Source organism: Klebsiella sp. MBT K-1 (assembly GCF_002556465.1).
Taxonomy (GTDB): Bacteria; Pseudomonadota; Gammaproteobacteria; order Enterobacterales; family Enterobacteriaceae; genus Klebsiella; species Klebsiella grimontii.
This window is the reverse complement of the sequence record NZ_PDEL01000003.1, coordinates 290,974-304,207: the sequence shown is the minus strand read 5'-3', so window position 1 is coordinate 304,207 and position 13,234 is coordinate 290,974. Positions and strand designations below refer to the sequence as shown.

14 protein-coding genes are annotated in these 13,234 nt (G+C 57.2%); 8 read left to right on the top strand and 6 right to left on the bottom strand.

Features of this window, described 5'->3' with window-relative positions; translation table 11 throughout:
* Position 1 precedes the first annotated feature (1 nt).
* Positions 2–1,060: an ADP-heptose--LPS heptosyltransferase RfaF gene (gene rfaF / locus CMQ96_RS06055; protein ID WP_004137738.1), complete on the bottom strand. Its 1,059-nt coding sequence runs from the start codon at positions 1,058–1,060 to the stop codon at positions 2–4.
* A 9-nt stretch (positions 1,061–1,069) separates the two neighbouring features.
* Positions 1,070–2,002: an ADP-glyceromanno-heptose 6-epimerase gene (gene rfaD / locus CMQ96_RS06050; protein WP_024359722.1), complete on the bottom strand. Its 933-nt coding sequence runs from the start codon at positions 2,000–2,002 to the stop codon at positions 1,070–1,072.
* Positions 2,003–2,216: 214 nt separating this feature from the next.
* On the opposite strand from rfaD, the gene kbl reads away from it, so the two are divergent.
* The 3 genes from kbl (at position 2,217) to CMQ96_RS06035 (ending at position 5,403) form a co-directional block, all read left to right on the top strand.
* Positions 2,217–3,410 (top strand): glycine C-acetyltransferase, encoded by a 1,194-nt coding sequence (kbl, locus tag CMQ96_RS06045; protein WP_098066229.1) that lies wholly within the window; start codon positions 2,217–2,219, stop codon positions 3,408–3,410.
* 9 nt (positions 3,411–3,419) lie between these two features.
* On the top strand, positions 3,420–4,445 hold the full coding sequence (gene tdh, locus CMQ96_RS06040; RefSeq protein ID WP_004126597.1) for an L-threonine 3-dehydrogenase: 1,026 nt from the start codon (positions 3,420–3,422) through the stop codon (positions 4,443–4,445).
* A gap of 160 nt (positions 4,446–4,605) precedes the next feature.
* On the top strand, positions 4,606–5,403 hold the full coding sequence (locus CMQ96_RS06035; RefSeq protein ID WP_004137741.1) for a glycosyltransferase family 2 protein: 798 nt from the start codon (positions 4,606–4,608) through the stop codon (positions 5,401–5,403).
* Here the strand turns inward: CMQ96_RS06035 and CMQ96_RS06030 are convergent.
* From CMQ96_RS06030 to gpmM, 3 genes are read right to left on the bottom strand one after another with little or no spacing between them, the layout of a single operon-like run.
* On the bottom strand, positions 5,400–6,332 hold the full coding sequence (locus CMQ96_RS06030) for a divergent polysaccharide deacetylase family protein (RefSeq protein ID WP_049086971.1): 933 nt from the start codon (positions 6,330–6,332) through the stop codon (positions 5,400–5,402). The two genes, CMQ96_RS06035 and CMQ96_RS06030, sit on opposite strands and share 4 nt — an antisense overlap.
* Positions 6,333–6,335: 3 nt before the next feature.
* Positions 6,336–7,607, bottom strand: a complete 1,272-nt coding sequence (gene envC / locus CMQ96_RS06025) for a murein hydrolase activator EnvC (protein ID WP_049086978.1) — start codon at positions 7,605–7,607, stop codon at positions 6,336–6,338.
* A 9-nt stretch (positions 7,608–7,616) separates the two neighbouring features.
* Positions 7,617–9,161, bottom strand: coding sequence for a 2,3-bisphosphoglycerate-independent phosphoglycerate mutase (gpmM, locus tag CMQ96_RS06020; RefSeq protein WP_024359727.1), 1,545 nt, complete (start codon positions 9,159–9,161; stop codon positions 7,617–7,619).
* Positions 9,162–9,406: 245 nt separating this feature from the next.
* Here gpmM and CMQ96_RS06015 point away from each other — a divergent pair, with 245 nt between their 5' ends.
* The 5 genes from CMQ96_RS06015 (at position 9,407) to cysE (ending at position 12,646) form a co-directional block, all read left to right on the top strand.
* A complete protein-coding gene (locus tag CMQ96_RS06015) occupies positions 9,407–9,838 on the top strand; it encodes a rhodanese-like domain-containing protein (RefSeq protein WP_004126582.1) in 432 nt (143 codons plus the stop codon).
* Positions 9,839–9,949: 111 nt separating this feature from the next.
* Positions 9,950–10,201, top strand: coding sequence for a glutaredoxin 3 (gene grxC / locus CMQ96_RS06010; protein WP_004106850.1), 252 nt, complete (start codon positions 9,950–9,952; stop codon positions 10,199–10,201).
* A 59-nt stretch (positions 10,202–10,260) separates the two neighbouring features.
* Positions 10,261–10,728 (top strand): protein-export chaperone SecB, encoded by a 468-nt coding sequence (gene secB / locus CMQ96_RS06005; RefSeq protein ID WP_004106849.1) that lies wholly within the window; start codon positions 10,261–10,263, stop codon positions 10,726–10,728.
* Positions 10,728–11,744: an NAD(P)H-dependent glycerol-3-phosphate dehydrogenase gene (gpsA, locus tag CMQ96_RS06000; protein ID WP_024359728.1), complete on the top strand. Its 1,017-nt coding sequence runs from the start codon at positions 10,728–10,730 to the stop codon at positions 11,742–11,744. Before secB ends, gpsA begins: the two co-directional genes overlap by 1 nt.
* Before the next feature lie 80 nt (positions 11,745–11,824).
* A complete protein-coding gene (gene cysE, locus CMQ96_RS05995) occupies positions 11,825–12,646 on the top strand; it encodes a serine O-acetyltransferase (protein ID WP_004106845.1) in 822 nt (273 codons plus the stop codon).
* A gap of 105 nt (positions 12,647–12,751) precedes the next feature.
* Here the strand turns inward: cysE and trmL are convergent, their stop codons facing one another.
* On the bottom strand, positions 12,752–13,225 hold the full coding sequence (trmL, locus tag CMQ96_RS05990) for a tRNA (uridine(34)/cytosine(34)/5-carboxymethylaminomethyluridine(34)-2'-O)-methyltransferase TrmL (protein ID WP_004137752.1): 474 nt from the start codon (positions 13,223–13,225) through the stop codon (positions 12,752–12,754).
* Positions 13,226–13,234 lie beyond the last annotated feature (9 nt).

The following is a 13,234-nucleotide window of genomic DNA, read 5'->3' as shown; positions in this document are numbered from 1 at the left end:
GCTAGTCTTCCTCTTGTTCCGTTTTTTCCAGCAACAGGTCGTTTAATTCTTCCAGCACGCGCTGCGGCGTAATGTCGATCAAACTCTGATGATAGCCTTCGGCGGCATCGCCTTTACGCACTTTGTGGTAGCCGCTGATCAGGCGGATCACGCGCGCTTTATGCGACAGCGGGGGAGTAAAGTCCGGGCTGCTGGGCCCGTAGAGCGCCACCAGCGGACGGTCCAGCGCGGCGGCGACGTGCATCAGGCCGGAATCGTTGCTGACCACCGCTTTACAGGCGGCGATCAGAATAACGGCCTGCTCAAGCTGGGTTTCCCCGGCCAGATTGCGGCACCATGCCTGCTGTTCGGTATTAAGCGCGGCGAGGATTTCATTGCCCGCTTCGTGGTCTTTCGCGGAGCCAAACAGCACGATCTGAAAGCCTTCGTCGATCAGCTGTTTCGCCAGCTCGGCGTAGTGATAGTGCGGCCAGCGTTTTGCCGGGCCGAACTCAGCGCCGGGGCAGAAGCCGATGATCGGGCGCTCGGTTGAGAGATTAAACGCGCTACAGGCCTGCGATTTTTCGCCTTCATGCACCTGCAGCTGTGGCCAGAGCAGCGGCTGCGGTAGATCTTTCGCGCAGCGCATCACGCCTTTGTCGTAGGCCAGACCGACGTAGCGTTCGACCATCAGCGGCCAGGCGTCTTTATCCAGCTTGCGGGCATCGTTCAGCAGGCCGTAGCGCATCTCGCCGAGCCAGCCGGTGCGATGCGGTATGCCCGCAAAGAACGGCACGAGGGCCGATTTAAACGAGTTAGGCAGTACGTAAGCGCGGTCGTAGCGACGCTCGCGCAGGCTGTGCCCAAGCTTACGCCGTTCGCCGATTTCCAGCGCGCCGTGACCGAGCGGCATCGGGATTGCTTCGTTGACTTCCGGCATGCGCGAGAGCAGCGGACGGCACCATGCGGGCGCCATCACGTCGATGATCGCCTGGGGATAGCGCGCCCTGAGCGTACGATAAAGACTTTGCGACATCATCATGTCGCCCACCCAAGACGGGCCAATCACCAGTATTTTCATGCTTGCTTCTTACGCGTCGCGGTTCAGCCAGGCCATATATTCCGTTACGCCTTCGGCAACGGTCTTAAACGGTTTATCGTAGCCCGCTGCGCGCAGGTTTGTCAGATCCGCCTGGGTAAACGCCTGATAGCGGCCTTTCAGCTTATCCGGGAACGGAATGTACTCGATGCTGCCTTTCTTGTGGTAAGCCAGCGTTGCGTCTGCGACGGCCTGGAAAGACTCCGCGCGGCCGGTGCCGAGGTTGAAGATGCCGGAAACGCCGTTTTCCCAGAACCACAGGTTCACCGCCGCGACGTCGCCGACGTAGACGAAGTCGCGCTTGAAGCCATCGCTGCCTTCAAACAATTTCGGACTTTCGCCATTATTCAGCTGAGTATTCAGATGGAAAGCGACGCTGGCCATGCTGCCTTTATGGCCTTCGCGCGGCCCGTAGACGTTGAAATAGCGGAAGCCGACGATCTGCGAGTTCGCTTCCGGCAGGATCTGACGGACGTATTCATCAAACAGAAACTTGGAGTAGCCGTAAACGTTGAGCGGCTGCTCGTATTCGCGGGATTCAATAAAGTCGCTGGTGCGGCCGCCGTAGGTCGCCGCGGAAGAGGCGTACAGGAACGGAATTTCACGCTCCAGGCAGTAGTGAAGCACCTCTTTAGAGTACTGATAGTTGTTATCCATCATGTACTTGCCGTCCCACTCCGTGGTGGAAGAGCAGGCGCCTTCATGGAAAATAGCGTCGATATCGCCGAACTCTTCGCCCGCCATAATCTGGATCAGAAAGTCTTCTTTATCCATGTAGTCGGCAATGTTCAAATCCACCAGATTGATGAATTTGGTGCCGTCTTTCAGATTATCTACGACCAGAATGTCGGTAATGCCCTGGTCATTCAGCGCTTTAACGATATTGCTGCCGATAAAGCCTGCGCCGCCGGTAACGATGATCATAACTGTAACCTTTGAAGTGGGTAGTCCAGAGACAATCCGGACATGAATACTCCTATCATATCACTACATCGAAAAGGCTTCAGCCATTCGCCGATAAGGTGGAGAGGGACTCGTGATTTATGCTGCAAATAATTCATGCAGTAATGCATCATCTCGTATCAGCGTATAGCTTTAGGTAATATGTGCCAAATTTTGCCGAATCTGGAGAGTTGCAATGCGTGGTGATTTCTACAAACAGTTAACCAATGACCTGGATACCGCGCGCGCGGAAGGGTTGTTTAAAGAAGAACGGATTATTACTTCGGCGCAGCAGGCGGATATCACCGTCGGCGGAAGCCAGGTGATTAACTTCTGCGCCAATAACTATCTCGGCCTCGCGAACCACCCGGAACTGATTGCCGCTGCGAAAAGCGGCATGGATAGCCACGGCTTCGGTATGGCCTCCGTGCGTTTTATCTGCGGGACCCAGGACAGCCATAAAGCGCTTGAGAAGAAGCTGGCCGATTTTCTCGGTATGGAAGATGCGATTCTCTACTCCTCCTGCTTTGATGCTAACGGCGGCCTGTTTGAAACCCTGCTCGGCGCAGAAGATGCGATTATCTCCGATGCCCTGAACCACGCGTCGATCATCGACGGCGTGCGCCTGTGTAAAGCGAAGCGCTTCCGCTACGCCAACAACGATATGGTGGAGCTGGAAGCCCGTCTGAAAGAGGCGCGCGACGCCGGCGCGCGTCACGTGCTGATCGCCACCGACGGCGTGTTCTCAATGGACGGGGTGATCGCCAACCTGAAGGGCGTTTGCGATCTGGCGGACAAATACGACGCGCTGGTGATGGTTGATGATTCTCACGCCGTGGGTTTTGTGGGTGATAACGGCCGCGGTTCCCATGAGTACTGCGACGTGATGGGCCGCGTCGATATTATCACCGGTACGTTGGGTAAAGCGCTGGGCGGCGCGTCAGGCGGCTATACCGCCGCGCGTAAAGAAGTTGTCGAGTGGCTGCGCCAGCGCTCGCGTCCGTATCTGTTCTCCAACTCGCTGGCGCCGGCGATCGTCGCGGCTTCCATCAAAGTGCTGGAAATGGTGGAAGCGGGCAGCGAACTGCGCGATCGCCTGTGGTCTAACGCCCGTCTGTTCCGTGAAAAAATGACCGCGGCAGGGTTTATCCTCGCGGGCGCCGATCACGCCATTATCCCGGTGATGCTCGGTGAGGCCACCGTGGCGCAGGAATTTGCGCGCGAGCTGCAAAAAGAAGGGATTTACGTCACTGGATTCTTCTATCCGGTGGTACCAAAAGGCCAGGCGCGTATTCGTACCCAGATGTCTGCGGCGCATACCCCTGAACAAATTGAACGTGCGGTGGAAGCCTTTACCCGCATCGGTAAACAACTGGGCGTCATTGCCTGAGGGTGTGAGATGAAAGCGTTATCCAAACTGAAGGCGGAAGAAGGCATCTGGATGACCGACGTGCCGGAACCGGAAGTCGGCCATAACGATTTGCTGATTAAAATTCGCAAGACCGCGATTTGCGGTACCGACGTGCACATCTACAACTGGGATGAGTGGTCGCAAAAGACCATTCCGGTGCCGATGGTGGTGGGCCATGAATACGTCGGCGAAGTGGTGGGCATCGGTCAGGAGGTTCGCGGCTTTAAGCTTGGCGATCGCGTTTCCGGCGAAGGGCATATCACCTGCGGCCACTGCCGTAACTGTCGCGCCGGGCGTACGCACCTGTGCCGCAATACCACGGGCGTCGGCGTCAACCGTCCGGGCTGCTTTGCCGAATATCTGGTGATCCCGGCGTTTAACGCTTTTAAAATTCCGGACAATATCTCCGACGATCTGGCGTCGATTTTCGACCCGTTTGGCAACGCCGTGCATACCGCGCTTTCATTCGATCTCGTCGGCGAGGACGTGCTGGTTTCCGGCGCTGGCCCGATCGGCGTGATGGCCGCCGCGGTAGCGAAACACGTTGGTGCGCGCAACGTCGTGATTACCGACGTTAATGAATATCGTCTGGAGCTGGCGCGCAAAATGGGCGTCACCCGGGCGGTAAACGTTTCTAAAGAGAACCTTAACGATGTGATGGCCGAACTGGGCATGACCGAAGGTTTCGACGTGGGTCTGGAGATGTCCGGCGCGCCGCCGGCGTTTCGCACCATGCTCGATACCATGAACCACGGCGGGCGCATCGCCATGCTGGGGATTCCGCCGTCGGATATGTCTATCGACTGGACCAAGGTGATTTTCAAGGGGCTGTTTATCAAAGGGATTTATGGTCGCGAAATGTTCGAAACCTGGTACAAGATGGCCGCGCTCATCCAGTCCGGTCTCGATCTGTCGCCGATCATCACTCACCGCTTTGGTATCGATGATTTCCAGCAGGGCTTTGACGCGATGCGTTCCGGTCAGTCTGGCAAAGTCATTCTCAGCTGGGATTAATTCCCGCTAGTTTGCATTTTAAAAAAGCGCCTGCGGGCGCTTTTTTGAGAGTTGTCCTACATTTTTGTAATACTTAATCCACTCCGCACTTTTTCTAAATCGCTTTCTCGCCTATTCGTTTATACAGTCAGTTTAACCATGGTTTAACCCTACAAAGATTATGATTAAACTTTCTGTATGCTTATTGACCTGTAATTCATCCCGCTTATTACGGGAGGTATTACCACCTTTGCTTAAGGTGGCCGATGAATTTATCGTCATCGACTCAGGCAGCACGGACGCCACGCTGCAGATTTGCCAACAGTTCGGTCTCACCGTTCACTATCATGCTTATACCACTCACGGCACGCAGATGAACTACGCGACCTCCCTCGCCAGCCACGACTGGGTGCTGTGTATGGACAGCGATGAGATCCTTGATGACGAGGTGGCGGCGGCTATTCTGGCGCTGAAGGCGGGGGATGAGCCCGATCCAACCTGCGCATGGCGTCTGCCGCGCTACTGGTTCGTGCTGGGTGAAGAGGTGCGAACTATTTATCCGGTATCCTCGCCAGATTTCCCGGTTCGTTTGTATAACCGTTCTGTCGCCCGGTTCAACGAGCGTCCGGTAGACGATCAGGTTGTCGGTTTTACGCACTCGGCCAGGCTACCGGGATTCGTGCGCCACGACACCTTCTACTCCCTGCATGAAGTGTTTAACAAGCTCAATAGCTACACCACGCGGCTGGTTAAATATCAGAAGATCAGGCCGTCTCTTGCACGCGGAGCGATCAGCGCGATTGGCGCTTTCTTTAAGTGGTATCTGTTTAGCGGAGCGTGGCGAAAGGGCAAGGTCGGCGTGGTCACCGGGCTTTACGCGACCTTTTACAGCTTTCTTAAATACTTTAAAGCCTGGTATGCCCATCAGGACAAGGCGGAATCCGCTGCGGATAAGCACACGGATTCCCGGACGATTTAGTTGGTTGGCTGATCCCAGCCCTGCCACTTCAGCTGGTAATACTGCAGCAGCGTACTCTGGGCGATGCTTTCGCTCAGAATGGTAAAGAAGCGGCTGGCGTTGACTGGCTCCGGCGGACGCTTAGATTTGCACTGCTTCACGCCCCGGAACGGATTGCGCGGCGGCTTAACCGGCGGCGCGGCATTCGGCGTGGAGGTATCCACCTGCGGCTCGTTGAGCAGGCTGCTCGGACGCACCAGAGTGATATCCGGCGGCAGGTTATACACCATCTGCTGCAGCACGCGCACCGTCGTCGGGTGCGGGTGGCCGATAGCAATGGCGGAACCGTTGCGCCGCGCCAAAGCGATAGCGCGGTTGAACTGATAGCGGATATCCGCTTCGTTTTGGGTATCGTCGAGGAAAACCTTACGCTTAATCACCTTCACGCCGGTGCCCTGCGCCGCGCGCATGGCCTGGGTATTGCCGATGGTGACGCTATCGAGGAAGTAGAGATTGTAGCGCTCGAGCGCCTGCATCACCTTCTGCATGCCGAAGAGGTTCGACGTCATCGCGCTGCCCATATGGTTATTCAGCCCCACGGCGTACGGGACCTTGCCGTAGGCTTCGCGGATGATGCGCTCTATCTCGCTGCTGTTCATATCCGGACGGAGGGTATCTTTTTCCAGCGGCTGTTTGCTGAGCGGCGCCATCGGCAGGTGGATGAGCACCTCGTGGCCGAGATTATGCGCTTTGGTCGCCATTTCGCGGGCGTGGGGCGCATTAGGGAGTACGGCAACGGAGATCGTCGCCGGCAGCGCCAGCACCTGATTTTCCGTTTGTGGACGATAGCCAAAGTCGTCGATAACAATGGAGAGTTTGCCGGCAAATACCGGCGACGCCATAACCAGCGTACCGGTTACCGCGAGTGCGATTCTGCGAAATTGAAGCAAAACTTATCTTCCCAACCACGGCTGTGGATTGACCGCCTGACCCTGGCGGCGAATTTCGAAATAGAGCGACGGACGGCCCTGACCGCCGCTGCTGCCTACGAGAGCGATCGGCTGGCCCGCCCGGACCTGAGTGCCGACGCTGACCAGCGCGCTTTGGTTATAGCCGTAAAGACTCATGTCGCCTTTGCCGTGTTCAACGACCACCACCAGGCCATAGCCCTGCAGCCAGTCGGCGAGAATAACCCGACCATCGGCAACGGCTTTGACCTCGGTGCCTTCAGACGCAGCGATAACCATCCCCTTCCAACGTAGCTCACCCTGCAGCTGTTCGCCATAACGATGGAGAATTGAGCCGCGAACCGGCCAGAATGCCTGGCCGCGCGGTGAGCCAAGCCCGCCGGTGCGGGACATCAGCGAGCGTTCGCTTTCGGTAGGTTTGTAGGTGGTGCCTTTACGCGAGGCTTCCTGCTGGCGATCGCGCACATCCTGCGCTTCGCGGGCTTCGCGATCCGCCCGCGCTTTGGCCGCCGCCGCCGCCTGGGCGATACGACCGCGCAGGCGCGATTCGTTAGCCCGCATTTCGCTGAGCTGTTGCTGACCTTGCTGAATGGAGGATTCCAGGCTGGCGAGGGTCTTTTTACGCTCGTTGCGCGCCTGCTCCAGCTTGCTCTGCTGGGCGCGCTGTTCGTAAACCAGGGTTTGCTGCTGGCTCTGTTTCTCTTCCAGCATGCTTTTTTGCACCGCTACGTCTTCGCGGGTCTTCTTAAGCTCGGCAATGGTTTCCTGGCGCGCCTGGTTCAGATAGCCGAAATAGGCCTGCATGCGCTGGTTACGCTGCCCCTCTTCGCCGCTAAGGATCATCTGGATGCCGGTATGCGGCCCCTGACGAAACGCGGCATCGAGCTGCGCGGAAAGATTACGCTCCTGCGAGGCGCGCTGACGCTCCAGCTTCGCAAGGGCGGCGTTCATTTCATCGATCTGCTTATTTAGCTGATTCAGCGTTTCCTGGGTTTCACGCAGCTTGCGCGCGGCGGCGGAGATGGCCTCCTCCTGCGCTTTAAGCTGAGCGACCAGGGAAGCGCGCTGCTGCTGCTGCTGCTTAATCGCCCGCTGTTTAGCGGCGATATCGGCCTGAATGGATTTAAGCTGGTCGCGGTCGTCGGCGTGAGCAGATGCGGCGCACAGCAATACGCCAGCGCTAAGCGCGCTGGCGTAAAGGACGGATCGAACTGCCGTTGCGATCCATGTAGTTGAATAAGTCGCCTTTCCCCTCATGGGGAAGGATTATTCCACGATGAACAGCGGCTTGCCAGTCATCTCTTGCGGGATTTCCATTCCCATCAGCGTCAGCATGGTCGGCGCGATGTCGGAAAGTTTGCCGCCGTTAACCGCTTTGACGTTTTTATCGCCAACGTAAATCAGCGGAACCGGCAGGTTGGTGTGCGCGGTGTGTGCCTGACCGGTGGCCGGGTCGCGCATCTGCTCGGCGTTGCCGTGGTCTGCGGTGATCAGCAGCTGTCCGCCAACGGATTCAACGGCTTTGCTAACCTGGTCGATGCAGTGATCCAGCGCTTCCACCGCTTTAACGGCGGCTTCCATCACCCCGGTATGACCAACCATATCGCCGTTCGGGTAGTTACAGATAATGGTGTCGAACTGACCGCCCTTGATGGCGGCAACCAGTTTTTCGGTCAGCTCGGCGGAGCTCATTTCCGGCTGCAGATCGTAGGTCGCGACCTTCGGCGAGTTGATCAGAATGCGCTCTTCGCCTTTGAACGGCTCTTCAACGCCGCCGTTGAAGAAGAAGGTGACGTGAGCGTATTTTTCGGTTTCGGAGATGCGCAGCTGGGTTTTGTCGTTCTTCGCCATCCATTCGCCGAAAGTATTGGTCAGAGACGCCGGCGGATAAGCACAGGCGACTTTAATGTCGGCGGCGTATTCGGTCAGCATGATGAAATCGAGATTCACCACTTTCTTACGGGCGAAGCCGTCGAAATCGGCGTTAACGAAGGCGCGGGTAATTTCGCGGGCGCGGTCGGCGCGGAAGTTCATGAAAATCAGCGCATCGCCGTCTTCCATCGCCGCATCGGCCTGGCCTGCGGCGCGAATAACGGTCGCTTTCACAAACTCATCGTTCTCATCGCGCGCATAAGCGGCCTGCAGGCCCGCAACGGCGGTATCGGCCTGGAACTCGCCTTTTGCCAGGGTCATCAGATCGTAAGCCTGCTCAACGCGATCCCAACGGTTGTCGCGGTCCATGGCGTAGTAGCGGCCAATGATCGAGGCGACGCGGCCTTTGCCCAGCGCGGCAAATTTGTCTTCGAATTTCGCCAGCGTTTTTTCAGCGCTGCGCGGCGGGGTATCGCGGCCGTCAAGGAAGGCGTGCAGATAAATTTTATCCGCGCCGCGCTCGGCTGCCAGTTCAACCATCGCCATGATGTGGTCTTCGTGGCTGTGGACGCCGCCCGGCGACATCAGGCCCATGATATGCACGGCTTTGCCCGCGGCGACGGCTTTATCGACCGCGCCGGTCAGTACCGGGTTGGCGAAGAAGGTGCGTTCTTTGATTTCAACGTCCAGGCGGGTCAGATCCTGGTACACGATGCGGCCCGCGCCGAGGTTGACGTGGCCCACTTCAGAGTTGCCCATTTGACGATCCGGCAGACCGACTTCCAGGCCTGAAGCATCGATCAGAGTGTGCGGACGTTTCGCCCACAGTGCGTCCATAACAGGGGTTTTGGCGCTATAAATAGCGTTATCCTGCTGGTCTTCACGGTAGCCATAGCCATCCAGAATCACCAGTACCATAGGTTTTTTAGAAACCGACATTGCGACAACCTCATGCTCAAAGACAGAAAATTTGCGTAATTTTACTACAGCTGAATCGATCAAATCACCGTAAAAGATCAAAGAAAGAGGGCGGCCAGAGCGCATCGCTGCGGCGAGAGCGGTTTTTTTTCGTGACGGGCCGCAGAAAATACATTACATCGCGCTCACTGGCTGTATTTGCCGCAATGCACAGGTATACTCCTTCCCTGGTTTTTTTATCACTTAGTCGGGAGTTGTAACCCCCCATGCAAGAAATTATGCAATTCATCAGCCGTCACCCCGTCCTGAGCATCGCGTGGGTCGCGCTGCTGGTGGCGGTGCTGTTCACCACCTTTAAAGGGCTGATGTCGAAAGTTAAAGTCATTACCCGTGGTGAAGCGACGCGCCTGATCAACAAAGAAGATGCCGTGGTTGTCGACCTGCGTCAGCGTGACGATTTCCGTAAAGGCCACATTGCGGGTTCTATTAACCTGCTGCCGAGCGATATCAAAGCAAATAACGTCGGCGAGTTGGAAAAGCACAAAGCACAACCCATTATAGTAGTAGACGGCTCAGGTATGCAGGCGCAAGAACCCGCCAGCGCGCTGAACAAAGCCGGCTTTGAAAAGGTCTTCGTACTGAAAGAGGGCATCGCTGGCTGGAGCGGCGAGAACCTTCCGCTGGTACGCGGTAAATAATTTACCCGCGTCTTTATGGCGTAGCGCGGTTTCCCCTGCGGCAGCTATTCGCCAGCGGGAAAACAGCGACTGCGGCGTGAAACTCTCGGGGGTAAAAACAGGAGTGAAGTCATGGCCAATATTGATATCTATACCAAAGCGACCTGCCCGTTCTGCGTACGTGCAAAAGCGCTGCTGAACAGCAAGGGCGTGACGTTCAACGAGTTGCCTATCGATGGCGATGCTGCGAAGCGTGAAGAGATGATTCAGCGCAGCGGTCGGACGACGGTTCCGCAGATTTTTATTGATGCGCAGCACATTGGCGGCTGTGACGACTTGTATGCGCTTGATTCACGTGGTGGACTCGATCCCCTCCTGCGCTAATTTTTGCGCTCATCCCCATTGGACGGGCGTACTTAAGGACAACACGAAAGGGTTTTACTATGTCAGAACAAAACAGCACCGAAATGACTTTCCAGATTCAGCGCATCTACACCAAAGATATCTCTTTTGAAGCGCCGAACGCGCCGCAAGTTTTCCAGAAAGATTGGCAGCCGGAAGTTAAACTTGATCTGGATACGGCTTCCAGCCAGCTGGCTGAAGGCGTGTATGAAGTGGTGCTGCGTGTCACCGTAACCGCCTCGCTGGGCGAAGAAACCGCATTCCTGTGTGAAGTTCAGCAGGGCGGTATTTTCTCCATCGAAGGCATCGACGGTACCCAGATGGCGCACTGCCTCGGCGCATACTGCCCGAACATTCTGTTCCCTTACGCGCGCGAGTGCATCACCAGCCTGGTTTCTCGCGGTACCTTCCCGCAACTGAACCTTGCGCCAGTGAACTTCGATGCGCTGTTTATGAACTATCTGCAGCAGCAGGCTGGCGAAGGTGCTGAACAACATCAGGATGCCTGATGAACGCGCTTAACGCTGCAATGACTGTGATCGGTGCCGGCTCTTACGGCACCGCTCTTGCCATCACCCTGGCAAGAAATGGCCACGAGGTTGTCCTCTGGGGCCATGACCCGAAACATATCGCGACGCTGCAGAACGATCGCTGCAACGCTGCGTTCCTTCCCGATGTTCCATTCCCGGATACGCTGCACCTTGAGAGCGACCTGGCAACGGCGCTTGCCGCCAGCCGCGATATTCTCGTGGTGGTGCCCAGTCACGTCTTCGGGCAGGTTCTGCGCCAGATTAAGCCGCTGATGCGCCCCGACGCGCGTCTGGTATGGGCGACAAAAGGTCTGGAAGCCGAAACCGGACGCCTGCTGCAGGACGTGGCGCGTGAAGCGCTGGGCGAGGCTATTCCGCTGGCGGTGATTTCCGGCCCAACCTTCGCCAAAGAGCTGGCGGCAGGCCTGCCGACCGCGATCTCGCTGGCGTCTACGGACCCGCAGTTCGCTGACGATTTGCAAAGCCTGCTGCACTGCGGCAAGAGCTTCCGCGTCTATATCAACCCGGACTTTATCGGCGTGCAGCTCGGCGGCGCGGTGAAAAACGTCATCGCTATCGGCGCTGGCATGTCTGACGGCATCGGCTTTGGCGCCAACGCGCGTACCGCGCTGATTACCCGCGGGCTGGTTGAGATGTCCCGCCTCGGGGAGGCGCTGGGTGCCGATCCGGAGACCTTTATGGGGATGGCGGGCTTAGGCGATCTGGTACTGACCTGCACCGATAACCAGTCGCGTAACCGCCGCTTCGGCATGATGCTCGGTCAGGGCATGGACGTGCAAAGCGCGCAGGAGAAGATTGGCCAGGTGGTTGAAGGCTACCGCAATACCAAAGAGGTTCGCGTTCTCGCGCAGCGTTTAGGCGTCGAAATGCCAATAACCGAGGAAATTTATCAGGTATTGTATTGCGGAAAAATTGCGCGCGAGGCAGCATTGACCTTATTAGGTCGTGCACGCAAGGACGAGCGTAGCAACTAACTGCGATGGAACCTGGATCACCTGAATGACCCGGCCAGCAAAGAACTGGCCGGTCATTATTATATCGTCTGGAGTCAGCAATGCCGTGTGAAGAACTGGATATCGTCTGGAATAATATTAAAGCTGAAGCTCGGGCTTTAGCTGACTGTGAGCCAATGCTCGCCAGTTTTTACCACGCCACGCTACTCAAGCACGAAAATCTCGGCAGCGCCCTGAGCTATATGCTGGCTAACAAGCTCGCCTCTCCGATCATGCCCGCCATCGCGATTCGTGAAGTGGTGGAAGAGGCCTACGCCGCCGACCCGGAAATGATCGCCTCCGCCGCCTGCGATATTCAGGCGGTGCGTACCCGCGACCCGGCGGTGGACAAATATTCGACGCCGCTGCTCTATCTGAAAGGGTTCCACGCGCTGCAGGCCTATCGTATCGGCCACTGGCTGTGGAATCAGGGGCGTCGGGCGCTGGCAATCTTCCTGCAGAATCAAGTGTCCGTATCGTTCCAGGTGGATATCCACCCGGCGGCGAAGATTGGTCGCGGGATCATGCTGGACCACGCCACCGGCATTGTGGTCGGCGAAACGGCGGTGATTGAAGACGATGTGTCGATTCTGCAATCCGTGACCCTTGGCGGTACCGGTAAAACCAGCGGCGATCGTCATCCGAAAATTCGCGAAGGCGTGATGATTGGCGCCGGGGCGAAGATCCTCGGCAATATCGAAGTCGGACGCGGGGCAAAAATCGGCGCGGGTTCGGTGGTGCTACAGCCGGTGCCGCCGCATACCACCGCCGCAGGCGTTCCCGCCCGCATCGTGGGTAAGCCGGAGAGCGATAAGCCCGCGATGGATATGGATCAGCACTTTAACGGCATACACCATACCTTCGAGTACGGCGACGGTATCTGATTGATTTCCCGGAGGCGATGCTGCGCATCTATCCGGGCTACAAAACCGAGCGCTGTCTGGTAGCCCGGACAGGCGCTACGCGCCGCCATCCGGGAAGAGCGCAGGCTAGCTGCGCAGTACCGCGCCGGGATATCCCAGCTGGCGCCAGGCTTCATACACCACCACCGACACCGCGTTCGACAGGTTCATGCTGCGGCTGTCCGGCATCATTGGAATACGAATTTTTTGCTCTGGCGGCAGGGCATCGAGAATGCAGGCTGGCAGGCCGCGGGTTTCCGGGCCAAACAGCAGAAAATCGCCATCCTGATAGCTCACCGCGCTATGCGCCGGGGTACCTTTGGTGGTCAGGGCGAACAGACGCTGCGGCTTTGCGCTTTCAATAAAAGCGGCGTAATCACGATGGCGCTGGACGGCGGCGAACTCATGGTAATCCAGCCCGGCGCGGCGAAGACGCTTGTCGTCCCAGGCAAAACCCATGGGTTCGATAATATGCAGATTGAAGCCGGTGTTAGCGCACAGGCGGATGATATTCCCGGTATTTGGCGGGATTTCTGGTTCGAATAAGACGATGTTCAGCATACTGCCCCC